24 protein-coding genes are annotated in these 22,388 nt (G+C 42.3%); 2 read left to right on the top strand and 22 right to left on the bottom strand.

The genetic code is table 11. From position 1 onward, the window contains the following. Positions 1-162: 162 nt before the first annotated feature. From trxA to WKT01_RS04285, 16 genes are all read right to left on the bottom strand, one after another. Positions 163-471: a thioredoxin gene (gene trxA / locus WKT01_RS04360; RefSeq protein ID WP_059068535.1), complete on the bottom strand. Its 309-nt coding sequence runs from the start codon at positions 469-471 to the stop codon at positions 163-165. 188 nt (positions 472-659) lie between these two features. After that, positions 660-1,931: a phosphoribosylamine--glycine ligase gene (gene purD, locus WKT01_RS04355; RefSeq protein ID WP_340311512.1), complete on the bottom strand. Its 1,272-nt coding sequence runs from the start codon at positions 1,929-1,931 to the stop codon at positions 660-662. A 17-nt stretch (positions 1,932-1,948) separates the two neighbouring features. Next, positions 1,949-2,572 (bottom strand): phosphoribosylglycinamide formyltransferase, encoded by a 624-nt coding sequence (gene purN / locus WKT01_RS04350; protein ID WP_340311511.1) that lies wholly within the window; start codon positions 2,570-2,572, stop codon positions 1,949-1,951. Then, complete coding sequence (purM, locus tag WKT01_RS04345) at positions 2,566-3,591, bottom strand: phosphoribosylformylglycinamidine cyclo-ligase (RefSeq protein WP_340311510.1); 1,026 nt, start codon at positions 3,589-3,591, stop codon at positions 2,566-2,568. The genes purN and purM overlap by 7 nt, the downstream gene beginning before the upstream one ends. A 12-nt stretch (positions 3,592-3,603) precedes the next feature. Then, entirely contained in the window at positions 3,604-4,116 is a 513-nt protein-coding gene (gene purE / locus WKT01_RS04340; RefSeq protein ID WP_059068527.1) for a 5-(carboxyamino)imidazole ribonucleotide mutase, read from the bottom strand. 51 nt (positions 4,117-4,167) lie between these two features. Beyond that, on the bottom strand, positions 4,168-6,249 hold the full coding sequence (locus WKT01_RS04335; protein WP_340311509.1) for an aminopeptidase: 2,082 nt from the start codon (positions 6,247-6,249) through the stop codon (positions 4,168-4,170). After that, on the bottom strand, positions 6,250-6,621 hold the full coding sequence (locus WKT01_RS04330; RefSeq protein ID WP_340311508.1) for a hypothetical protein: 372 nt from the start codon (positions 6,619-6,621) through the stop codon (positions 6,250-6,252). Then, a complete protein-coding gene (locus WKT01_RS04325) occupies positions 6,596-7,072 on the bottom strand; it encodes a VanZ family protein (RefSeq protein ID WP_340311507.1) in 477 nt (158 codons plus the stop codon). The genes WKT01_RS04330 and WKT01_RS04325 overlap by 26 nt, the downstream gene beginning before the upstream one ends. Before the next feature lie 114 nt (positions 7,073-7,186). Continuing rightward, the gene (locus tag WKT01_RS04320; RefSeq protein WP_059068518.1) at positions 7,187-7,336 is read right to left on the bottom strand and encodes a hypothetical protein; all 150 of its coding nucleotides are present in this window, start codon (positions 7,334-7,336) and stop codon (positions 7,187-7,189) included. A gap of 12 nt (positions 7,337-7,348) precedes the next feature. After that, positions 7,349-8,029 carry an orotate phosphoribosyltransferase gene (pyrE, locus tag WKT01_RS04315; protein WP_059068516.1) on the bottom strand — a complete coding sequence of 227 codons (681 nt, stop codon included), beginning with the start codon at positions 8,027-8,029 and terminating at the stop codon, positions 7,349-7,351. Between the two features lie 246 nt (positions 8,030-8,275). Further along, on the bottom strand, positions 8,276-8,572 hold the full coding sequence (locus tag WKT01_RS04310) for a hypothetical protein (RefSeq protein ID WP_270395687.1): 297 nt from the start codon (positions 8,570-8,572) through the stop codon (positions 8,276-8,278). Between the two features lie 97 nt (positions 8,573-8,669). After that, entirely contained in the window at positions 8,670-9,599 is a 930-nt protein-coding gene (gene pyrF, locus WKT01_RS04305; protein WP_117975206.1) for an orotidine-5'-phosphate decarboxylase, read from the bottom strand. A 145-nt stretch (positions 9,600-9,744) separates the two neighbouring features. Beyond that, positions 9,745-11,640: an ABC transporter ATP-binding protein gene (locus WKT01_RS04300; RefSeq protein WP_059068481.1), complete on the bottom strand. Its 1,896-nt coding sequence runs from the start codon at positions 11,638-11,640 to the stop codon at positions 9,745-9,747. Further along, a complete protein-coding gene (locus WKT01_RS04295; protein ID WP_117975205.1) occupies positions 11,627-13,384 on the bottom strand; it encodes an ABC transporter ATP-binding protein in 1,758 nt (585 codons plus the stop codon). Before WKT01_RS04295 ends, WKT01_RS04300 begins: the two co-directional genes overlap by 14 nt. Continuing rightward, positions 13,378-13,827: a MarR family winged helix-turn-helix transcriptional regulator gene (locus WKT01_RS04290; RefSeq protein WP_117975204.1), complete on the bottom strand. Its 450-nt coding sequence runs from the start codon at positions 13,825-13,827 to the stop codon at positions 13,378-13,380. Before WKT01_RS04290 ends, WKT01_RS04295 begins: the two co-directional genes overlap by 7 nt. Positions 13,828-14,064: 237 nt before the next feature. Continuing rightward, the gene (locus WKT01_RS04285; RefSeq protein WP_059068476.1) at positions 14,065-14,541 is read right to left on the bottom strand and encodes an acyl-CoA thioesterase; all 477 of its coding nucleotides are present in this window, start codon (positions 14,539-14,541) and stop codon (positions 14,065-14,067) included. A 209-nt stretch (positions 14,542-14,750) separates the two neighbouring features. Here WKT01_RS04285 and WKT01_RS04280 point away from each other — a divergent pair, with 209 nt between their 5' ends. Continuing rightward, the gene (locus tag WKT01_RS04280) at positions 14,751-15,488 is read left to right on the top strand and encodes a tRNA pseudouridine synthase A (RefSeq protein WP_117975873.1); all 738 of its coding nucleotides are present in this window, start codon (positions 14,751-14,753) and stop codon (positions 15,486-15,488) included. 76 nt (positions 15,489-15,564) lie between these two features. Here WKT01_RS04280 and WKT01_RS04275 read toward each other — a convergent pair whose 3' ends face one another. From WKT01_RS04275 to WKT01_RS04265, 3 genes are all read right to left on the bottom strand, one after another. Further along, on the bottom strand, positions 15,565-16,380 hold the full coding sequence (locus WKT01_RS04275; protein WP_059068472.1) for a PHP-associated domain-containing protein: 816 nt from the start codon (positions 16,378-16,380) through the stop codon (positions 15,565-15,567). A 120-nt stretch (positions 16,381-16,500) separates the two neighbouring features. After that, positions 16,501-16,686 (bottom strand): hypothetical protein, encoded by a 186-nt coding sequence (locus WKT01_RS04270; protein WP_147337210.1) that lies wholly within the window; start codon positions 16,684-16,686, stop codon positions 16,501-16,503. Positions 16,687-16,771: 85 nt separating this feature from the next. Continuing rightward, positions 16,772-17,512 (bottom strand): hypothetical protein, encoded by a 741-nt coding sequence (locus WKT01_RS04265; protein WP_117975872.1) that lies wholly within the window; start codon positions 17,510-17,512, stop codon positions 16,772-16,774. Positions 17,513-18,127: 615 nt separating this feature from the next. On the opposite strand from WKT01_RS04265, the gene asnA reads away from it, so the two are divergent. Continuing rightward, complete coding sequence (gene asnA, locus WKT01_RS04260) at positions 18,128-19,138, top strand: aspartate--ammonia ligase (RefSeq protein WP_059068465.1); 1,011 nt, start codon at positions 18,128-18,130, stop codon at positions 19,136-19,138. 145 nt (positions 19,139-19,283) lie between these two features. Here asnA and WKT01_RS04255 read toward each other — a convergent pair whose 3' ends face one another. The 3 genes from WKT01_RS04255 to thiD all read right to left on the bottom strand — a co-directional run bounded on the left by WKT01_RS04255 (position 19,284) and on the right by thiD (position 22,374). Next, on the bottom strand, positions 19,284-19,916 hold the full coding sequence (locus WKT01_RS04255) for a C39 family peptidase (protein WP_117975871.1): 633 nt from the start codon (positions 19,914-19,916) through the stop codon (positions 19,284-19,286). Next, a complete protein-coding gene (locus WKT01_RS04250) occupies positions 19,909-21,447 on the bottom strand; it encodes a Na+/H+ antiporter NhaC family protein (protein WP_117975870.1) in 1,539 nt (512 codons plus the stop codon). The genes WKT01_RS04255 and WKT01_RS04250 overlap by 8 nt, the downstream gene beginning before the upstream one ends. A gap of 108 nt (positions 21,448-21,555) precedes the next feature. Then, entirely contained in the window at positions 21,556-22,374 is an 819-nt protein-coding gene (gene thiD / locus WKT01_RS04245; protein WP_117975869.1) for a bifunctional hydroxymethylpyrimidine kinase/phosphomethylpyrimidine kinase, read from the bottom strand. Positions 22,375-22,388: the final 14 nt, after the last annotated feature.

The following is a 22,388-nucleotide window of genomic DNA, read 5'->3' as shown; positions in this document are numbered from 1 at the left end:
ATACCACAGAACCTGCAAAAATATAAAGACAAGCGGCAAGGGGGACATAGAATATAGAATCCTATATGCCTCTTGCCGCTCTGTTTCTTTCGCAGCTTTCACATTTTCCACTGTTCTGTTGTCTTTATATGAGAGTCCTCCGGCACATACCGGATGTGTATATTATTTCAGCATCGCAAGTACTGCGCTCTTCGGTTTTGCACCCATATCTCTTGCCGTCACTTCTCCATTCTTGATCACAACAAATGTCGGGATACTCATAACTCCATATTTCTGCGCGATCGCCATCTCTTCATCGATATTCACTTTGCATACTTTCGCGTCCGTCACTTCATTGGAGATTTCTTCTACGACCGGTCCCATCATCTGACATGGGCCACACCAATCCGCATAAAAATCAATCAATACCGGTTTATCAGACTGCATTACTTCCTGTTCAAAATTTTGCTCTGTTAATTTTACTACTGCCATATTTTAATCCTCCTGTCTCCTCGTATAGCAAGGAATTTTATTTTCAGTTTCCGATAATCTGTATGAAATGATTATCTTTGTTATGCTCATAGTATATCACAATATTAAGAAAAGTCTGTGACAAAATCACATTTTTGCCTTCTTATATCCCGGGTAGTCCATGCCACACTAAAGCACACGAGTTTCCTTTACGCCTCGTCGATCGCCTTACCGATATCATGTCTCATATATTTATTATCAAACTGTATCCACTCTGTTGCTTTATATGCATTCGCGCGCGCCTCTTTTAAGTCTTTCCCTTTTGCGGTCACTCCAAGCACACGGCCTCCATTCGTAACGATCTTGTCATTTTCTTTTTTCGTTCCTGCATGGAAGCAATAATATCCTTCCTCGTCGTTGAATTTCTCCAGACCTTCTATCGGGAAACCTTTCTCATATTTTACCGGATACCCGTCAGATGCAAGGACAACACATACAGCGGCATTATCTTCAAACTGCAGTTCGATCTTATCCAATGTACCGTCTATACATGCCTCGACCACATCGATCATATCATTTTTCATTCTCGGAAGTACGACCTGCGCCTCCGGATCTCCAAAACGCGCATTATATTCTAATACCTTTGGACCATCTTCTGTCAGCATAAGTCCGAAAAAGATGACACCTTTAAAGGGACGTCCTTCTGCCGCCATAGCGTCCACGGTTGGCTGGTAGATATATTTCTCGCAAAATTCTTCTACTTCTTTTGTATAGAACGGACTTGGTGAAAAAGTCCCCATCCCCCCGGTGTTTAAACCGGTATCGCCATCCCCGGCACGTTTATGATCCTGCGCCGAGGTCATTGTCTTGATCGTTTTTCCATCCACAAAAGAAAGCACCGATACTTCTCTGCCTGTCATAAATTCCTCGATGACCATCTCATTTCCAGCAGTCCCAAATTTCTTATCCAGCATGATCGTCTTCACGCCTTCTTTTGCTTCTTCTAAGTTCTGACAGATCAATACGCCCTTTCCCAGCGCGAGTCCGTCTGCTTTTAACACGATAGGAAACTTTGCTGTCTCCAGATAGGCAAGCGCCTTATCTGCATCTGTAAAATTCTCATAAGCGGCCGTCGGAATATGATACTTCTTCATCAGGTCTTTGGAAAATGCTTTGGATCCTTCCAGGATCGCCGCGTTTTTTCTTGGACCAAATGTACGGATCCCCGCCTCTTCCATCTGGTCTACCAGTCCGCCTACCAGAGGATCATCCATTCCTACGATACAAAGGTCTATTTCCTTTTCTTTCGCAAAAGACACAAGCTTCTCAAACTCCATAGCGCCGATATCTACACACTGTGCATACGAAGCGATCCCTGCGTTTCCCGGAGCACAATAGATCTGCTCCGCCTTTGTACTCTTTGATACAGAGTACGCGATCGCATGCTCTCTTCCACCGCTTCCAACAATCAATACTTTCATTGGTATTCTCCTCTTATTTATATGATCACTGTTTTATTATTTTCCACTTTTACCTTACCGTTTGCGATCAAATCGATCGCACGGGGAAGTATCTTCCATTCCGCTTCTTCCATCACTCTGCGCTGCAGAGACTCTGGTGTATCTCCCGGCAGTACTTCTACTGCCTTTTGCAGAAGGATCGGACCTGTATCTGTCCCCTCATCTACGAAATGCACCGTTGCTCCTACAACTTTTACACCGCGCGCGAGGGCTGCCTCATGTACTTTAAGTCCATAGAACCCTGTGCCGCAGAAAGAAGGGATCAAAGACGGATGGATATTGATCATGCGGTTTGCATATTTGCGTGTCATTTCCGGTGGGATCACGACCAGAAAACCTGCCAATACGATCAGATCTGGCGAGAAGCTGTCCACTGTCTTTAGAAGTTCTCTATTAAAGATTTCTCTTGAAGGATAGTCTTTTGGAGAGACACATACATGTGGGATCCCACTACCTTTTGCCCGTTCCAAAGCATATGCATTCCTGTTATTACTGATGACACACGCAATTTCCGTATTTGAAATCGTCTGCTTTTTCACACCATCGATGATCGCCTGCAGATTCGTCCCGCCGCCGGACACCAGCACAACAATTCTTAACATAAGGTAACTCCTTTTTCTCCTGCCTCTATCTGTCCGACAATATAAGGCGCTTCGCCGGCTTCTTTGATCGCCGCCATTGTTTTCTCTGCATCTGCCTCATCCACCGCTAGTATCATACCAAGTCCCATATTAAATGTATTGTACATCATATGTTCCTCAATATCTCCGTCTACTGACAACATCTTGAAGATCGGCGGGATCGGATAGCTGTCCTTTTTGATGACCGCATGTGTTCCTTCTTTCAGCATACGAGGAACATTCTCATAGAATCCGCCGCCTGTGATATGACTACATGCCTTGATTGTCACACCGGCTTCTTTTATGCTCTTGAGCGCTTTTACATAAATCTTCGTAGGTGCGAGCAAAGCCTCACCCAATGTACAGCCCAAACTATCATAGTATGTATCCAGAGCCTCTCTTTTCATATTGAATACTCTTCTTACAAGTGAAAAACCGTTGCTGTGAACACCAGAAGATGCCATCCCAATGAGTACATCACCCGGCTTTAAGTCCTTCCCTGTGATCAAGTCCTTTTCATCTACTACACCCACTGCAAAGCCAGCCAGATCGTACTCATCTTCCGGATAAAATCCCGGCATTTCCGCCGTTTCACCGCCGATCAAAGCCGCCTCCGACTGTTTACAGCCTTCTGCGACTCCGCTCACGATCGTAGCGATCTTCTCTGGCTCATTCTTCCCACATGCAATATAATCTAAGAAAAATAAAGGTTCTCCTCCCGCGCATGCGATGTCATTGACGCACATCGCAACACAGTCGATACCGATCGTGTCATGTTTGTCCAGAATAAATGCCAGCTTTAATTTTGTTCCCACACCGTCTGTACCGGATACAAGAGTAGGTTTCTCCATATCCTTAAACTTTTCCATAGAAAAGGCACCGGAAAATCCCCCCAAATTTGTCAATACTTCCGGGCGCATTGTCTCCTGTACATGCTTTTTCATCAATTCCACTGATCTATATCCAGCTTCTATATCCACACCTGCATTTTTATAGTCCATACCACTTTTCTCCTATTTTCTGTTCAGATATTCTTCATATCCAAGTTCTTTTAGTTTATCTGCTTTCCCCTGTACTGTCTCTTTCATTTCCTGAGAATATGCTTTTAACTTATCTAAAATCTCTCCATCCGCTGTAGCAAGGATCTTTGCCGCAAGGATAGCCGCATTCATCCCTCCATCAATGGCAACCGTCGCAACCGGGATTCCTGGCGGCATCTGTACAATGGAATATAGTGCGTCCACACCGTCTAAATTCTTTCCCGACATTGGTACACCGATCACCGGCATTGGAAAAAGTGCCGCACACATTCCCGGAAGATGTGCTGCCATACCTGCTCCGGCAATGATCACTTTCATCCCCTTCGCTTCTGCCCCTTTTGCCCAGTCAAAAAATACATCCGGCATACGATGTGCGGAGATGATCGTCATTTCATAGTCGATCCCCAGTTTTTCAAGCATGGAAGCCGCTTTGCTCATCACTTTCAGATCTGAGTCGCTGCCCATTACAATTCCTACTTTTGGCATTTGGTTACCACCTTTCTTACCCATTTTTACAAGTGCGGGTATTTATACTTATTATATTTCCTTATCAAACGGTTCATTGAGGATCTCTGTTCCTTTCAGCACAAACCGTCCATCCTTTAATAGTATAATCGTTTTACCCGTTTTTGTCACTACACTTATTTCTTCTAACTCTTCATAAGGTATGGTTATATCTGTATGACACTGAAAATATGCTTTTTGCACATTTTCCCTGCGCAAAATAGAAACCGCATTATCTTTTGCTACGATCTCTTTGCCGTTTGGATTATAGACACGTATGTCCTCACTCCAGCTATAACAGGTATCTCCCACTGCAAAATGAGGCCCCGTTTTTTCAGCGATCAGGATCGGCATTTTTTCTTCAATCCCATACTTTTTTGCTGCCACATAGGCTGTGGTATTCGTGCCGATCGCAAACTCTCCCAGAGGAAGGCTCTCATGGCTATGAAGGATGTTGTCATAAATGTACTTCTTATTTTCCTCCACTGTGTCAAAATTTCCGCATGTATACTCCGTGATCATCCCCTTTGTAAAGGTCAGCTTTAAATCTTTATACAATAATCCGTTTAAATACACTTTACTTACATGCAGTGTTCCGTCTGTCCCTTCCAGTACTGGTGAGGTAAACACCTCTCCTACCGGAATATTGACATCTGCCACACAATTTTCAAATATAGTCTCTTTTTCCTTATCTTTGAGCGGATACAGCTGCACACATATATCTGTCTGGTTCTCCCCCTTACCAATGACTCGGACATATTCCCCTTCATCCAACGCATCGATCATAGTTTGCTGTACTCTTTCATAAAGAGCTGCATCCAACGTATTGATCCGAATAATCTCATCAAAGATTTCTTCATATTTCTCGCCGATCTCCGGAACCGGATAGGCAATGATCGTAAAACTGCGTTCCTCTCCCTTGATATACTGATTGGTGATCTGTCCAGATTTACTGTCATAGGTCAGGATAAGGCTGCGTTGTTTCTCACTGTAGGCAGGTGCTTCTTTCTTTACAAGAGGCGAAAACGGCGTTTCCCCGAATATCTCCATCACTGCCGGCCCGGCAAACTTTGCAGCCTGTTCCTTGTTTTTTTCGTATGTGTCCTTCAACACATCCAGCCTGCGCTCTATATACCGTTTATCCATAAACAGAGCCTGATCCATCCGGTGATCGTAATCGTACTGCTGATTTGCGTTCCCGCCATAATACCCTATCTTGTACTGTTCTTTTTTTGTGACCACACTGGAAGCTGCCCGGTAGATCACCGGTTTTAGTCCCATCTTCGCAAAATTTCTAACCGCATATCTTACCACTCTTTCAAAGCCCAACGTATATCGGATATTTACCACCGCTTTTTTAGATAGATCTTTCCCCGTATTGATAAATCCTATCCTATATCCTTCTGTAAAGGCATCTGCCATTTTCCGGATGGTTTCTTCAGGCAATGTACGCAGATGTTGCGCCGTCTTTACTTCATTGTCCGTAATATATTCCCCGAAGCAATATAAATAGCGGTCTGTTTCTAAATCTGCTTTTTCTATCCATTCTGCCGCAAAAGAATTCTCCGGATAAAGCTGTTCTTCAATTCTTTCTTTCAAAAACACATCACAGTAGTCGCTGGCATACCAGTATAAAATATCTTTTATCGTATCATATGACGGTTCTTCTTCCTCTTCAAAGCAATGGTACACCTCTAAAAACAGCTCGTTTAAAATCGTCAGATAGTCCACTCTGTTCTCAAATACGTAAGGGATACCCGCTCGGTATTCTGCATACAGACAGCTCATAAGCGGCCCCATCTCTTTGCCCAACATATGGGAAGCGTATGCCGGGTCTGCATAGCTGCTCTCATACGCACTTCCTATAATATCCGCATACAACGCATGATTTATCTCTTGCATATCCGTTGTTTCCAGCCTTGCGAACACGCCGCTTTCCACCTTCTGACGAATCGTTTCCAGATTCACTAAAAAAGCGGATACAATCTGAAAGTACTGCCGATATTTTTCACCCACCGCCTTTTCTGTTGCCACACCTTCCAGACGTTCTACAGACAGCTGGTGCCGTTCTTTATACTCCGCATTTCTTTCTTTCTGCCGTTTAAACCATTCCATTTACTTTAATCCTCCTATAAATATAGCAAGCAGAAAAATCAACAGTACTGTATTCCCCACAATTCCTATTTTACAGGTACTATAATTTTTCTCTCTTTCCCGCAGTCCTTTTATTCCTGCCCTTACTCCAAGGATACCCAGAACAATCGATAAAATTCCAAAGCCCCCGATAAAACCGACTGCTTTTCCATGCATCCAAAAAGCCGTAAAAACACATACCGCCAGGACCAATATTCCCAGAAGACCATAGACACAGGAATGTCTTCCCATTCTGGAATGTTTTAACTTTGCCTGTCCATATTTTCTTGTTCCGCGCTTTTTGTATTCCTTCTCGCGCTTTCTGTCTTTAACGTTTTTTTCGTTTCCGAACATTATGCTTTCTCCTTATTCTATTGCAGATCACAAATAGGATATATCCTGCCACACCACCTACTGTATTCAAAAAAAGATCATCCACATCAAAACTTCCGACTTTTGAAAAAAGCTGAAACATTTCTACGCAAAAACTCAGTCCCAGGCTATACACAAACGTCTTGAAAAATCCTCTGGACGTACTTGCGACCGAGATAAAAAAACCATATGGAACAAAAATCAGTATATTCCCGCACAAATTAGTAAATACCGCAAATGTGCCTAAGGTTTCCCTATACAGGATGAATCGCTTTATTTCTTTAAACAATACCAAATTATAGCTGTATTCTTTTAATATGCCTGTTCTCCCGTACCAATCCGAGAAGATCAGAAAATACAATAAAAATAGAAGATACAATAAAAACAGTATCTTGCCAAGTGCTCTGATTCTTTTTACTTGTTTCCTACTCAAAAATATAACTCCCTCTCACACTTTCAGATCATGCCGCAGCAGATACCCTGCCTTAACCTGCCTGTTCGAATAGTGAAGGGGATGCGCAAACACCCCCCTTTATAACGGCAATATCTAAAATGTGATCTTCTTTTTATCTCTCAGCAGGCGTGCTCCGTTTATGATCGCCAGGATCCCTGCCGCTATACCTGTAACCATAACAATAATCCCCAGCGCAATATTTCCTGCTCCTGTACTGCGCATTGTACGGTATGCTTTCTCCATAAACCTGCCTCCTTATTTTACTCCATATATTTCATAATATGAATCTATAGCCGCTTTTAATGTATCATCAATGACAATTTTTCCGCCGCATGGCTTATTATAAAGGTGTTCTACGACTTCCGCCATGGTCACAATCGCATTTGTGTCAAAACCATAGAGTTCCTTTACTTCTTCAAGGGCACTCTTTTTCCCGCCTTTTCCTACTTCCATCCGGTTCAGAGAAACCATGAGACCTACGATTTCTACATCCGCGGCTCCTCTTACTTTTGGCACAGTCTCCTCCATAGATTTTCCAGAAGTCGTAACATCCTCGATCATGACGACTCTGTCTCCGTCTTTTAGACTGCTGCCGAGAAAACTTCCTTTATCTGCGCCGTGATCTTTTTCCTCCTTCCGGTCCGAACAATACCGTATTTCCTTTCCATATAACTCACTATAAGCGACCGCTGTCACTACACTGATCGGAATGCCCTTATATGCCGGTCCAAACAGTACGTCGAAATCATCTCCATACCGGTCATGGATCGCCTTTGCGTAATATTCTCCCAGACGCTTCAGCTGTGAACCTGTCACATATCCTCCTGCGTTCATAAAAAACGGCGATTTTCTCCCGCTTTTCAAAGTAAATTCACCGAATTTCAATACCTGGCTTTCCACCATAAATTCAATAAATTCCTGCTTGTACGCTTCCATATCTTCTAAGACCTCCATAATTATAGGCTTTTCTTGCCCTTGTTTTCTATATTTCTCCCCTGCTATACCATTTCATAAACGCCGTAACACGTGCATTGTAACCATGATAAAATCAGAAAGATCATAATTTTAATTTCTTTTCAATTCTATCATATATCTTCCTTGATTTCAATCCAAGGACTATTCTAACTTTGCATAACAAAAGGCAGCTCTCTGCTTAACAGATTGCTGCCTTTATTCTATTTTTTATTGCTGCTCTATAAACTGCAAAGTTGCATCAGAAAAAATTCCTGCTGTTGTTTCCGCACCATTATCTGAAATCACCGCCATGACTTCTTCCCAGGTTTCTGCCCAAATCAATTGCTCTGGTTTGCAAAACCATAATGCACTTGTATAATCCGGATAAGGAGAATATACGATCAGCCTTTTGATCAGTCCCGGACGTTCTTTCACTCCATTATACGTCTTTCCTCCAGCAGCGTCCCCCATTGGTCCACATCCATAATGTACACACTGTCCCGGGGTAAAATCTACTAGAACCAAATCTCCGCCTGTGGGTTCCAAAGCCATCATACCTGTAAAAAGAAGCCTAGCAGCTCATATCAAATCTGCCAAGCTTCTCTTTACCGTTTTGTTTTTTCTATTTTGCCGCTTCTAACGCACCGTTAATATCACTCACCATTGCTTCTACAGCCGCCCGTGAAGCGTCCCCGAAATTCTTCGCACCATATTTTGCATAGGCTTCCTGTTTATAGGCTGCAATGATGCCACGGGAAGAATTTACGATCGCACCAAGCCCGTCTTCATTAAAGAAATGGACCAGATCCTTTCCCTGGCCTCCCTGAGCGCCATAGCCAGGCACAAGTATGTAGGACTTCGGCATGATCTTCCTAAGTACTTTTCCCATCTCCGGATAGGTCGCTCCTACAACCGCTCCGATATAACTGTACTCTTCCCCCATACATTCTTCGCCCCATTCCGCGACTTTCTCGCCCACCAGTTCATAGAGAGGACGCCCGTCTATCAGACGGTCCTGGAACTCACCGCTGGAAGGATTGGACGTTTTCACCAGTATAAAAAGTCCTCTTCTTTCTTCTTTGCATACATCTATAAACGGAGATATCCCGTCAGATCCAAGATACGGATTCACAGTGACAAAGTCTTCTCCAAATGGTGTATATTCCTTCCCTCTTATACTGACTTTTCCGATATGTCCTTTTGCATAAGCCATGGACGTAGAACCAATATCCCCTCTTTTTATATCTCCGATCACTACAAGATCTTTTGCCTTGCAATAATCCACGGTTCTTTTAAACACCTCAAGCCCCGGAATCCCAAACTGCTCGTACATTGCGATCTGTGGTTTCACTGCCGGTATCAAGTCATAAGTCTTATCAATGATTTCTTTATTAAACTGCCAGACTGCTTCCGCAGCTCCTTCAAGCGTCTCTCCAAATTCTGAAAATGCCGCCTCCTGTATGTGATCTGGGATATAATTTAACATAGGATCCAGGCCGACTACGATTGGCGCCTTTGTCTTTCTGATTTTTTCCACTAATTTGTTGATCATTGTTTATCCTCATTTCTCTTTTTGTTTCTTGTTGTGCAGCTTTGGCACAAAATTGCTTAACTATTATAATACCATAAAAAAGACCCCCGGTACATAAAAATTTTCTATTCCATGTACCAGAGGACTTATCGGACATTTTCTTTTATCAAGACAATTCAAAAACACCCGTATATAATTGATAGTATTTTCCTTTTTTGGCCATCAGTTCTTCATGGCTTCCCCTTTCAATGATCCTTCCCAACTCCAGGACCATGATCACATCTGCATTCTGGATCGTAGACAGTCTGTGCGCGATCACAAAGACCGTTCTCCCTTTCATCAGTGAATCCATGCCTTTTTGTACGATTACTTCTGTGCGTGTATCAATAGAAGATGTCGCCTCATCCAGTATCATTACCGGGGGATCCGCAACTGCCGCACGGGCGATGGAGAGGAGCTGCCGCTGCCCCTGGGAGAGTCCGCTCCCATCTCCCGACAGCATCGTATCGTACCCATCTGGCAGCATCTGAATAAATCCATCCGCATTCGCCAGCTTAGCCGCTGCAATACATTCTTCGTCTGTCGCATCCAGTTTCCCGTACCGCAGATTTTCCATAACGGTCCCTGTGAATAAATTTACGTCCTGCAATACAATGCCAAGCGACCGTCTTAGATCTGCTTTCTTGATCTTATTAATGTTAATGCCATCATAGCGGATTTTTCCGTCCGCAATATCATAAAAGCGATTGATCAGATTTGTGATCGTCGTCTTTCCCGCTCCTGTAGCTCCCACAAACGCCACTTTCTGCCCTGGCTTGGCATACAATGTAACATTATGCAGTACCATTTTGTTTTCTTCATAGCCAAAATCCACATCAAACATCCGTACTTCGCCTTTTAATTCTGTATACGTCACTGTTCCGTCCTCGTGTGGATGTTTCCATGCCCATATGCCTGTGCGTTTCTCTGCTTCTGTCAGAACTCCGTCTTTATACTGCGCATTTACCAGGGTTACATATCCTTCATCCTGTTCGCTCTCTTCGTCGATCAGCGCAAAGATACGCTTCGCCCCCGCCAGCGCCATAACAATGGCGCTCAACTGCTGTGATACCTGTCCGAGAGGCTGGATAAAACTGCGTGACAACTGTAAAAAAGACGCGATCATTCCAAGTGTAAGCACACCAAAACCAGTCAGACTGACATTGGTGATTCCTGCGATGCCCATCGCTCCTCCGACGATCGCAACAAGAACATACAGCACATATCCTAGATTATTCATTGCCGGCATCAGAATATTCGCATACGTAAATGCCTTGGATGACTGCTCGCAGAGTTCTTCATTTTTAATATTAAATTTTTCTTTCGCCTTTTCTTCGTAGCAAAATACTTTTACGACCTTCTGTCCATTGATCATCTCTTCGATATATCCATTCACATCTCCAATCGCTTCCTGCTGACGGATAAAATATTTCCCGCTCTTTCCTGCAATGCCGGAAACCACTTTCATGATCACAACAATCGCCGCCAGGACAAATAAAGTCAGCCAGAAACTAATCGAAAGCATTGCAAAAAATACAGCCACGATAGTAATCACAGAAGAAAATAGCTGGGGTATACTCTGCGAGATCATCTGGCGTAAAGTATCTGTATCATTGGTATAATGGCTCATCACATCCCCATGCGGATGCGTATCAAAATATTTGATCGGCAATGTCTGCATATGGGAAAACATTTCGTCCCTGATTTTTCTCAAGATTCCCTGTGATATGACCGCCATCGTCCGGCTGTAAAATAGGGACGCTAATATGCCGACCAGATAGATCCCCGCCAAAAATACGATCACACGAAAAAGGGATGAAAATTCCGGATCAGCTGAAGATAAGAGCGGCATAATATACTCATCTATCAACACCTGCAAAAACAGAGACGCTACCACCATCGCTCCCGCATTTAAAGCAATACAGATCAGTACAAATATAAAACGTTTTTTATATTCTTTTAAGTAAGACATCAGGCGTTTCAATGTTTTTAAATCCAGCTGCTGCCTCTTAGTTTCCTTCATCTTTGCTGTCTCCCTTCTGCTGAGATTCATATACTTCACGGTAAATCGCGTTGCTCCGCAGCAATTCTTCATGCGTGCCAACACCGCTGATCTTCCCGTTATCCATCACGATGATCCTATCCGCATCCTGCACAGACGAAATCCTCTGGGCAATCATGATTTTTGTCGTGTGCGGAATTTCTTCTAAAAATGCCTTTCTTATCATCGCATCGGTTTTTGTATCTACTGCGCTGGTCGAATCATCTAAGATCAATATTTTGGGCTTTTTCAACAGTGCTCTTGCTATACACAGCCTCTGCTTCTGTCCTCCGGAAACATTTGCGCCGCCCTGTTCAATATACGTATCATATCCATCCGGAAAGCGTGAAATAAAATCATCTGCCTGGGAAAGTTTGCACGCATGTATCAGTTCTTCCTCCGTGGCATGTTCATTTCCCCATCTAAGATTCTCTTTGATCGTGCCGGAGAACAATTCGTTTTTCTGCAAAACCATAGCCACATTATCCCTAAGTACTTCTAGATCATACGATTTTACATCATTTCCTCCCACTTTTAATGTCCCTTCTGTCACATCATACAGACGAGGGATCAACTGTACGAGCGTGGATTTGGAAGTTCCTGTACCGCCAATGATCCCAATCATCTCCCCGGATGCAATTTTTAAATGTATATCATCTAGACATTTTTTATGTGCTTTATTGGAATAACTAAAGGAAACATGAGTAAATTCGATTGACCCGTCCGGTACTTCCGTCACTGGATCCTCCCCATTTTTCAGATTACTCTCTTCTGTCAGCACCTCGGCGATCCTCTCTGCCGATGCTTTCGACATAACAATCATGACGAAGACCATCGAAAGCATCATCAGGCTCATCAAAATCTGCATCGTATATGTGATCAGACTCATCAGTTCTCCTGTACTTAATCCTGTTTCCGGGTTGCCGCCGCTTGCCACGATTGCTTTCGCACCAAACCAGGATAACAGCAGCAGCGATACATATACACAAAACTGCATAAGAGGTGTATTAAATGCGAGCATTTTCTCTGCCTTAGAAAAATCCTTATATATCTCCATAGAGATTGTTCCGAACTTTTCCCGTTCATGTTCCTCTCTTACAAAAGATTTGACGACTCGTATGCCTCTTAAGTTCTCCTGCACCACATTATTTAGTCTGTCGTATGTTTTAAACACCCTTTTAAAAATCGGATGTACACGTGTCATGATCACATAGAGTCCAATTCCAAGGACCGGGATACATCCCACAAAAATAAGGGAAAGTTGCGCATCCACCTTAAACGCACAAAATAAAGAAAAAATCAGCATAAAGGGAGAACGGATCGCCATCCGTATCACCATCTGGTACGCATTCTGGACATTTGTCACATCTGTCGTCAGGCGTGTAACGAGACTGGAAGTAGAAAACTTATCAATATTCGAAAAGGAAAAATTCTGTACATTATAGTACATATCCTTCCGCAGATTTTTTGCAAATCCGGCAGATGCATATGCCGCTGCTTTTCCTGCTGCCACTCCAAAAAACAGGGATAAAAAAGCTGCCACTAAAAGCGCCAGACCCATCTTCCATATATATCCCATATTTCCTTTCTCAATTCCATAGTCGATCAGATTTGCCATTAACAGTGGGATCACCACTTCCATAATGACTTCCAGGGCAACCAGGACCGGTGCCTGGATCGACTCTTTTTTATACTCTCGTATACTTTTTGCTAAAATGTTTACCACGCCTGCTCCTCCTGTTCTACATTTTTCTTCAGCCTTTCCAGATACAAATAGAACTGCTTCAGCTCTTCTTCCGAAAAACCTCTGACGATCTGCTTTTCTATCTGCTCGTGTCGCTTTTCCATCTCTTCTGCCATTTCCATTGCTTTTTCTGTCAATACCAGCTTCTTCAGACGTGCATCTGTCTGCACACTCTTTCGTACGATCAGCCCTTTTTCAACCATCAGATTCACAACTTTTGACGCAGTAGAACGTGTCACATGAAACTCAGCTTCCAGATCTTTCTGATATGTATCTTTGTTCCTGTTGTCCCACAAATAGCCTATGATCCATCCATTAGATCCTGTCACTTGGACAAGACGCTCCTTATTGATACTGTTGTCAATAAATCGTTTGATCAGATTGTCCAGGGATCTTATCTCCATCCCCATATATTTCTTCTTCATTTTTTCTCCTATATGCAGGTCTTATATACTGCTATTATGTTTTATATCAAACTGTACGAAATCAAACTGTTTGACTTCCAACATTTTATACCTGTTTTTTATTCATGTCAAGAGCATAAAATAAAAAATATCCTCAACAAAATGTTCTCTTTCTTTGCCTGGAAACTCCTGCTAAAACGAGATAAGATATGAGAAATACCGTCAATACGACTGCCTCGGGTACAATCCCTGCAAGTTTCAAAATCCTTCCTGTTTTCTTTTTTTTCTCATTTCTCTTCTTTTTTCTGCCGCATCCCACTCTGCTTTTTCTTCTTCTCCGCTTAACACAAGACGTGGCACTCTCGTTGGCTTATCATTTTCATCTATAGCAACCATTGTAAAATATGCTCTGTTTATCGGACGCCTCAGCCCATCCTTTTCGTTTTCTACATAGGTGTCCACGCGTACTTCCATAGACGTATTCCCCACATATGTGACTTTTCCTATGATAACGATCATTTCACCATTGTACGCCCCATGTATAAAACGCAGATTATCTACAGATGCTGTGATCACATTTGTCCTTGTATGCCGCATCGCCACAAGACCCGCGATCTCATCCAGCCACTGCATCAACATGCCTCCGAACAGCCTTCCTGCCGCATTAAGATGATTAGGACGTATCAGACGTACTGTCTCTACTTTTGACTCTTCTACACTTCTTTGTTCTACCATAATATACCTCTGTCCTTTCTATCAAGAATCTTGCTATCTTCTATCCTATTTTTATTCTGACCAGCCTATAGGCAACTATATACAGACATTATACATAGATTATAAACGGTACTTATTCTAAAAATCAACTCTGTACTTCACCAAATACATCCTGTAAAATAAAAATAGATTTATACGTTTTTCGCACATAACCGAAAGGAAGATACATCATGCAAAACATCCTTCTTACTATAGAATATGATGGAACGAGATATCTTGGCTGGCAGCGTCCTGCAAAGGACAAAGCCTTTCGCACCATCTCTTATAAGATTTCTGAGGTACTGCGCCGTCTGACCGGAGAAAGCCCTATCTTAAACTGTGCTTCTAAAACCGAACCCGGTGTCCACGCACTTGCACAGGAAGCCTCCTTTTTGACCACCTATGATATCTCTATGCAAGACCTTACGCAATATTTAAACACATATCTCCCTCAAGATATAGCTATACGCCGCGCCTGCCGGATGCAGGAACGATTTCGCGCCGATTTAAACGCAAAAACCCGTACTTATCTCTATCATATATGTACAGCGGCCGTCCAGGACATTTTTACGCAGAAGTATTCTCTTCATCTTTTTCCTGCTCCAGATATCGAACGAATGCAGGAAGCGGCTTCCTCTCTCATAGGCAGACAAGATTTTCAATACTTCTCATCCGGCCGCTCAAAGAAAAAGACAGAACAAGAACTATTGGATATACAAATAGAACAAACTGCAGATTTCCTCTCTCTGTCTTTAACTGCTACTGATTTTCTTCCTCACATGCCGCTCCTTATCATAGGCACTCTGTTAGACATAGGAACCGGCAGACAAAGTATAGAAACTGCAGAAGCAATTTTAAAAGGGCGTAAAATTCCAGGACGCCCCTGCGATGCAAAAGCACTTTTCCTCAAAAAGATAGACTTTCGGTAAAAAACAGAGATTCTGTATCTTTGTCTGATACAGAATCTCTTGAAATACTCAAACGCTCTAAAAAGTTCTCTTTTGTTCAAGAACGATAGTACAACTCGATAGGATCAATAGGATCAAATGGATTTTCTTCCTCCATCTTTCCATTGCGTCCGTGTCGCTTTACCAGTTCACCGCCCTTATTATACAGCCAGAATGAATATACTAATAATTTATTTACTTTTCCTATTTTCTCTTTCGTCGTCTTTTCGTAGGGAATTCCCCCTACTTCGAAATGTGTCTTCTTATGGATCATAGAGATCAATTCCGTCTCGCAGGTAACAGGTTCCGGCAGAATCGTATAAGCACGCCCCACACAGTCCGCCTTATGAGAATCACTTCCCCCCACAGTTACTTTCGAATACTTGGCTGCCAGTTTCGCAGCGCCTTCATTTGATGCTTTCGGCTCACAGCAATTATATGCCTCCACAAAATCGAATCGCTTTACGATCTCAGGAGATTTATAAAATCTCTTTGTGTTCATAAAACTCATATATTTTTCACCGTATGGATGAGCCGGTCCCAGTACTCCTCCATTCCGGTGTACAAGATCGATCAGTGTCGCAAGCGGCATTCCCCGCATTTCCAGAACCCGCATTTTCACTCCTTCCGGCATGATCACAAGAAAATGTCCGGCATCTCTGGTATCATATTCTATGCCCTTAAGCACGACAAAATCTGTATGCATTTTTCCCTTCATCGTGTTTTTCCAGTATCGATAGCCCTTATAGGTATTATGGTCTGTGATTACCATTCCCTGAAACCCTTTTTGCTTCAAAATCGTTATATATTCATCTAAACTCACTTTACTGTCTATTGAACCTTCTTTTACATGGCAGTGCATATCAATCTTCATCAATAAGCCTCCTTTGCCTTATCTAGTATCCGGTTGTTTACTTTGATTATACAACTTTCTAAAACTGCTGGCAACTTAAGACACTGACTTTTCACGGCTTTTCCAAACTGAACTATTCTTCTACACGTGTCCTTCTATCTTTGACACACTTTTTACCATAAGAAAAATACACAGTCCCCATGCCAAAATATAAAGAACTCCCGGAATGTTGATCTCTGTAAAGCAATATAAAATAGATAAAACCGATAAAAACAGCACTCCTATAAAAATAATAACTCCACAGATTACAGATTTTCTAATATACATAAAAATCACACCTCTCTTTGCTATGCATTCAGCATACCAAAAAAGGTGTGTCATAAAATGGACTTCACTCTTTATAGATAAACTTTTATTCTATCGCTTTTTCATCTTCTTTGGAAATTTGATCCAAGTTTTCCATCATCGCTCTTGCCTTTTCCACTTCATTTTCTGTAGAATGTGTATTGCGGATCTCAGCCGCCTTTTTCAAACTTTGTTTTTTCCTCTTTTTTGATTCAAGAAGAAGCTGAACAAGTACCCCTATAGCTCCCAGGAACACTCCTATCACAATCTCTAGAACAGTTCCCTGTATGGGCAGTAAAAACGCTATAGCAGACTCCGCTGTAATAGCTCCGAAAAATGCTGTGACGAGAATCCCCATGATCGTTGTAAATTTTATGGATATAAGCGCCAAAACAAGCCCTACAGCCGCACAAATGACCGGCAAGATCCATCCCTGCAGATGAAGGAAGAATGCAGTACTTACCGCTCCGATACTTCCTATACAGACGAACACACCAAACCTATAAAACCGCGCGCACAACACAAGTAAGAGCATGCCGCATACCGCTCCTGCCACAAGCGACACCAGCGCATCCATACCAAGCATATCTGCCGCAAAAATTCCTCCCAGCAGCCCTGCCGCCATTCCTATCAAAGCTGACCATAAACGTATCCATTTTAACCCCAGAAAACACCAGAGAACTCCCACTGCTATGAGCACTGCCAAAAGCAGTATATTCTGAGATAGCAGGAGACTTTCTTCAGCCTCCTGTGTAAAGATCTCCACAGCTATATTTTTTATTTTGTCCACCATCGTACTCCAAATCATTTTATACTCCTTTGTCCCTTATTTTTATTTATACACTTCTTCCCCTTCGAAATCATTCTATCAATTTTCTTCTTATTAGACAAGAATTATTCTGCATAAAAATGGATGCTAATCAACCGATCTTGATTAACACCCACTTTTATATAGATATTTCTATCATTGTTTTTACCTCTTTTTCTATCTTTATGATAGTCTCTGTTTTTGATTTACGTTGCTGGTGGTCCGTACCTCCTGTTCTTTAAATTTCCTGCTAGATAAATATACAATTTTGCTTCTCTCATGGATTTTGCTTCTCTCATAACTTTCTCGTCATTATGATAATTTCTCCATGTCCGCTTCCATTTTTTATTTATCAGCCGGATGAATAAATCTCTCTTTGATTTGTTAGATAAATAATACTATATATTTTTCATTTTGTCAATGTATTTTTAGTCTAATTTTTATATTTTTCAGTATTATCTGTTATTATCAATATAATATATATTTTTTCTGTTAATTACTCCTTTTTTATATACTTCATTTTAACAAATTTTAATTCCTTCCATTCCTCCGGTTGACTTACAAGGCTTCTGACATTAAAATAGGTAAAGATAATAAATCAAAGGAGCTACTATTATGGAACAACTTAAGATCCCTAACAGCTACCGCTCCCCACTCACAATTCGTGAAACGGAAGTGGCGATCAAAGAAATCAAAGACCATTTCGAACGGGCGCTTGCGAAATCCCTTCATTTGACCAGAGTCTCTGCACCTCTGTTTGTCAGGCCAGAATCAGGAATGAATGATAATCTCAATGGTGTAGAACGTCCCGTTTCATTTGGCATTAAGGAACAGAACGATACTGCTGCCGAAATCGTACATTCTCTCGCCAAGTGGAAACGGTATGCATTAAAACACTATGACTTTCACTCCGGTGAAGGCCTATACACAGATATGAGCGCCATCCGCCGAGATGAAGATACAGACAATATCCATTCTCTCTATGTAGACCAGTGGGACTGGGAAAAGATCATTTCCAAAGAAGAAAGAAATATGGAAACCCTAGAATACACTGTCCGAAAAGTATACAGTGCTCTCAAGGATACAGAGGAATTTATTTCCCGACGTTACAACTATATTGAGCCATGGCTCCCAGATGATATTTTCTTTATCACTTCTCAGGAATTAGAAGATATGTTCCCTGAAGCAGCTCCCAAAGAAAGGGAATATCGTATCGCTAAAGCAAAAGGGGCTGTGTTTATTTCACAGATCGGCAAAGAACTTGCTTCCGGTAAAAAGCACGACGGCCGCGCGCCGGACTATGATGACTGGGAATTAAATGGAGATATTATCGTATATTATCCGGTACTCGATATCGGATTAGAGCTTTCTTCCATGGGCATTCGGGTAGACGAAGGGGCTCTTAAAAAGCAGCTGAAGCTTGCAGACTGCGAAGAACGTGCTTCCCTCCCCTTCCAGAAGGCGCTTTTAAACGGGGAACTGCCTTATACAGTTGGGGGAGGTATCGGTCAGTCCCGCATCTGCATGTACTATTTAAGAAAAGCGCATATCGGAGAAGTACAATCCTCGATCTGGCCTGAGGAAACAGCAAAACAGGCTCTGGAGAACGGGATACAATTATTATAGTTCTGACAAAACAGTACGCCGCGAGAAAAAACAGACAGTGCCATGTGTCATACTTTCATGTACACATAGTACTGTCTGTTTTCATTCCACAATTGTCTAACAGAACGAAACATCAACGAGTTTAAGCGGTACTGTGGATTGGAATCTATATCTCCCTTATCCCTATCGCCTGCATTTTTTGTGCTATATATCTATTGTTTGTAAGTTCTTTTTCATAGTAGACAACTCCATTATTTTCATAGGGATCATTAAAATAGTATCCTTTTTCATCATATCCGGTCAAAAGCATACAGTGTTCATTTGACACCCAGGTAAATCTTTCTTTTGAATCGAGAAGTTTCCACTGTGGACCCACAATAGGCTCTCTCATATTGATACACGCCCATAAAATAACCGGAATTCCTTTATCCAGATAAGTATCTGTGAGATACTCCATAGATTGCCCCGTTTCATCCAGCACAATCCATTTCCGTTCCCCACACATTTTCCTTTCATGTGCATCCTGCAGCGCTTTCTTTAGTGCCTGGCAGATGACCGGAGCATAACAGCCAAGAGAGTCTTCATCATATGGGCTGCCACAAAAATATTTATATGGATCCGGTCCATAAAGTTCCCCGTCTACAGATTGAAACTCCCTGCATGCAAGATACTTCTGGATAAACTCATCCACCGTAATCTCTATGCCCAAGAACTGTAAAAGCATAGTCGCAGAAACACTTTCACAGCCGGTTGGATACCTTTTGCTCTGATCTATATACGGCACATCTATCCTAAGCATTTTCTTCCACCTTCTGTTCCTTCTTGGAACGTTCTAAAAACATCTTCATGCCAAACAAGACTGCAAGCAATAGAATAAAGCTGGCACCAAGCGTTATCCACCATACTTTAACTATCCCTGCAATGATATACCCTGCTACACACACACCTGCCACGACCGCTGCATACTGCATCTGTGTAGAAACATGGTTGATATGATTGCTCTGCGCTCCTGCCGAAGACATAACGGTCGTATCAGATATTGGTGAAACATGATCTCCGCATACTGCTCCGGCAAGTACAGCTGAAACTGCAATGACCATCATCTCCATATTCGAAGCAGATGAGAACATGGCAACGACGATCGGCACTAGGATCGCGAATGTTCCCCAGGAAGTTCCCGTTGAAAATGCTAAAAAAATCGCCACAGCAAACATGATCACCGGTATAAAAATACTTGCCTGTGCATTCTTTCCTACAACTTCTCCCACGAAATCTGCAATTCCCAAAGCATCTCCCATCCCTTTTAAGGACCAGGCAAAAATCAAGATCGCAACCGCAGGTATCATCAGTTTAAACCCTTCTACAAAACTATCCATAAAGCCTTTAAATGTGATTACTTTTCGCGGCATATACAAAAGAAACATAAACAATACTGTCACCATTGTCGCAAAAATAAGACTTGTCTCTGCATCACAACCAGAAAAAGCCGTGATCAGATCCGTTGCTCCGCCCAGAAAGCCAGTATAGATCATTGCTCCTATCGCAGACACGATCAGAACTGCGACCGGAAGTATAAGATCGATCACTTTCCCCTGCTTAGAGCCAGATTCTTCTTCAATTTTATCAAATTCTTCTCCGCCGCTTGTAAACAAGTCTCCTTTGGCCGCATTTCTTTCGTGCTTTTTCATCAATCCAAAATCAAAACCCGAAATAATGATAAACAATACCATCGCAATTGTCAGAATTGCATATAAATTATACGGAATCGTGCGCAAAAAAAGTTGAAAACCAGTAATCCCCGCATCTTCAGGTACATAAGAGTTCACCGCTGCCGCCCAGCTGGAGATTGGAGCGATGATACAAACCGGAGCTGCCGTTGCATCGATAATATAGGCAAGCTTTGCTCTAGAAACTTTATAACGATCTGTCACAGGACGCATGACTGAACCTACTGTCAGACAATTAAAATAATCGTCCACAAATATTAATATGCCCAATCCAGTCGTCGCAAGCAGCGAGCTTTTTTTGCTCTTGATCTTTTTCCCTGCCCACCTTCCATATGCCGCCGAGCCGCCTGATTTCGCCATCAGTACGATGATCATACCGAGCAATACATCAAATATCAAAATATTTAAATTCATACTCTCCTTCATGATGTCAAAGAAAGATACAAATGCATTCCAGGGATCAAAGCCTGCATACAGCAATGCGCCCACAGCAACCCCTATGAAGAGTGAACTATATACCTCCTTTGTTATAAAAGCAAGCAATATTGCCAGCAGCGGCGGTACCAACGACCACCATGTTCCAATAAAAATTGAACTGTCCATGAAAAACCCTCTCTCTCTTCTTTTATAGAATTCGGACATACCATTTATAAATTGGCATTATATACATAATATCGAATATTTCGGCAATATACAATCTTTTTCTTACTTTTACTGCCTGTATTTTTCTGCTTCTTTTACATATTCTCCGGTAATAGCAAAAGCATGATCCATAGGTCCGCTGCCTGCCCCCAGATCCAACATAGCTCCCAACGCTCCTGAAATATAACTTTTCGCGCGTTCTACCGATATATCCATAGAAAAGCCTTTTGCCAGATTTGAGGCAATTGCGCTGGATAAAGTACATCCTGTCCCATGAGTGTTCGGATTCGAGATTCGTTTCCCGTAAAACCATCTGTATGTTGCTTCCCGATACAGCAGATCATTGGCGTCGTTTAACTGATGTCCACCTTTTAAAAGCACTGCGCAATGGTAATACCATCCGATTTTTTCTGCTGCTTTTATCATATCTTCTTCTGTTCTTATCGACATTTCTGCCAGCACTTCTGCCTCTGGGATATTCGGAGTCAGTATATCCGCAATCCCTAACAGTTCTTCTTTCAATATATCTATCGCATCGTCACTGATCAATTTTGCCCCGCTCGTCGCCACCATTACCGGATCGACTACGATATGTACAGCATGATACTCTTTTAACTTTTCTGCTATTGCCCGTATCAGCTCACCGGACGATACCATTCCAATTTTTACGGCATCCGGGCGTATATCGTTAAATATACAGTCTAATTGTTCCTTCAAAAACCCGGGAGTCACCTCCATGATCCCTGCCACCCCAGTTGTATTCTGCGCAGTCAAGGCTGTCACAGCACTCATAGCGAATACCCCATTTGCCATCATTGTTTTAATATCAGCCTGTATTCCGGCTCCTCCGCTGCAGTCGCTTCCAGCGATCGTCAATGCAGTTTTCATCGTACTTTTCCTCT

Origin of the sequence: Mediterraneibacter sp. ICN-202921 (assembly GCF_037890075.1) — a bacterium.
Lineage (GTDB): Bacteria > Bacillota > Clostridia > Lachnospirales > Lachnospiraceae > Mediterraneibacter > Mediterraneibacter massiliensis.
This window is presented reverse-complemented; position numbering and strand designations above follow the sequence as displayed.

Excerpts from the sequence above, each read along its gene's own strand:
- trxA (WP_059068535.1), bottom strand. The coding sequence starts at position 471 with ATGGCAGTAGTAAAATTAACAGAGCAAAATTTTGAACAGGAAGTAATG.
- purD (WP_340311512.1), bottom strand. The coding sequence starts at position 1,931 with ATGAAAGTATTGATTGTTGGAAGCGGTGGAAGAGAGCATGCGATCGCG.
- purN (WP_340311511.1), bottom strand. The coding sequence starts at position 2,572 with ATGTTAAGAATTGTTGTGCTGGTGTCCGGCGGCGGGACGAATCTGCAG.
- purM (WP_340311510.1), bottom strand. The coding sequence starts at position 3,591 with ATGGACTATAAAAATGCAGGTGTGGATATAGAAGCTGGATATAGATCA.
- purE (WP_059068527.1), bottom strand. The coding sequence starts at position 4,116 with ATGCCAAAAGTAGGAATTGTAATGGGCAGCGACTCAGATCTGAAAGTG.
- WKT01_RS04335 (WP_340311509.1), bottom strand. The coding sequence starts at position 6,249 with ATGGAATGGTTTAAACGGCAGAAAGAAAGAAATGCGGAGTATAAAGAA.
- WKT01_RS04330 (WP_340311508.1), bottom strand. The coding sequence starts at position 6,621 with ATGTTCGGAAACGAAAAAAACGTTAAAGACAGAAAGCGCGAGAAGGAA.
- WKT01_RS04320 (WP_059068518.1), bottom strand. The coding sequence starts at position 7,336 with ATGGAGAAAGCATACCGTACAATGCGCAGTACAGGAGCAGGAAATATT.
- pyrE (WP_059068516.1), bottom strand. The coding sequence starts at position 8,029 with ATGGAAGCGTACAAGCAGGAATTTATTGAATTTATGGTGGAAAGCCAG.
- pyrF (WP_117975206.1), bottom strand. The coding sequence starts at position 9,599 with ATGATCAACAAATTAGTGGAAAAAATCAGAAAGACAAAGGCGCCAATC.
- WKT01_RS04300 (WP_059068481.1), bottom strand. The coding sequence starts at position 11,640 with ATGAAGGAAACTAAGAGGCAGCAGCTGGATTTAAAAACATTGAAACGC.
- WKT01_RS04290 (WP_117975204.1), bottom strand. The coding sequence starts at position 13,827 with ATGAAGAAGAAATATATGGGGATGGAGATAAGATCCCTGGACAATCTG.
- WKT01_RS04285 (WP_059068476.1), bottom strand. The coding sequence starts at position 14,541 with ATGGTAGAACAAAGAAGTGTAGAAGAGTCAAAAGTAGAGACAGTACGT.
- WKT01_RS04280 (WP_117975873.1), top strand. The coding sequence starts at position 14,751 with ATGCAAAACATCCTTCTTACTATAGAATATGATGGAACGAGATATCTT.
- WKT01_RS04275 (WP_059068472.1), bottom strand. The coding sequence starts at position 16,380 with ATGAAGATTGATATGCACTGCCATGTAAAAGAAGGTTCAATAGACAGT.
- WKT01_RS04270 (WP_147337210.1), bottom strand. The coding sequence starts at position 16,686 with ATGTATATTAGAAAATCTGTAATCTGTGGAGTTATTATTTTTATAGGA.
- WKT01_RS04265 (WP_117975872.1), bottom strand. The coding sequence starts at position 17,512 with ATGATTTGGAGTACGATGGTGGACAAAATAAAAAATATAGCTGTGGAG.
- asnA (WP_059068465.1), top strand. The coding sequence starts at position 18,128 with ATGGAACAACTTAAGATCCCTAACAGCTACCGCTCCCCACTCACAATT.
- WKT01_RS04255 (WP_117975871.1), bottom strand. The coding sequence starts at position 19,916 with ATGCTTAGGATAGATGTGCCGTATATAGATCAGAGCAAAAGGTATCCA.
- WKT01_RS04250 (WP_117975870.1), bottom strand. The coding sequence starts at position 21,447 with ATGGACAGTTCAATTTTTATTGGAACATGGTGGTCGTTGGTACCGCCG.
- thiD (WP_117975869.1), bottom strand. The coding sequence starts at position 22,374 with ATGAAAACTGCATTGACGATCGCTGGAAGCGACTGCAGCGGAGGAGCC.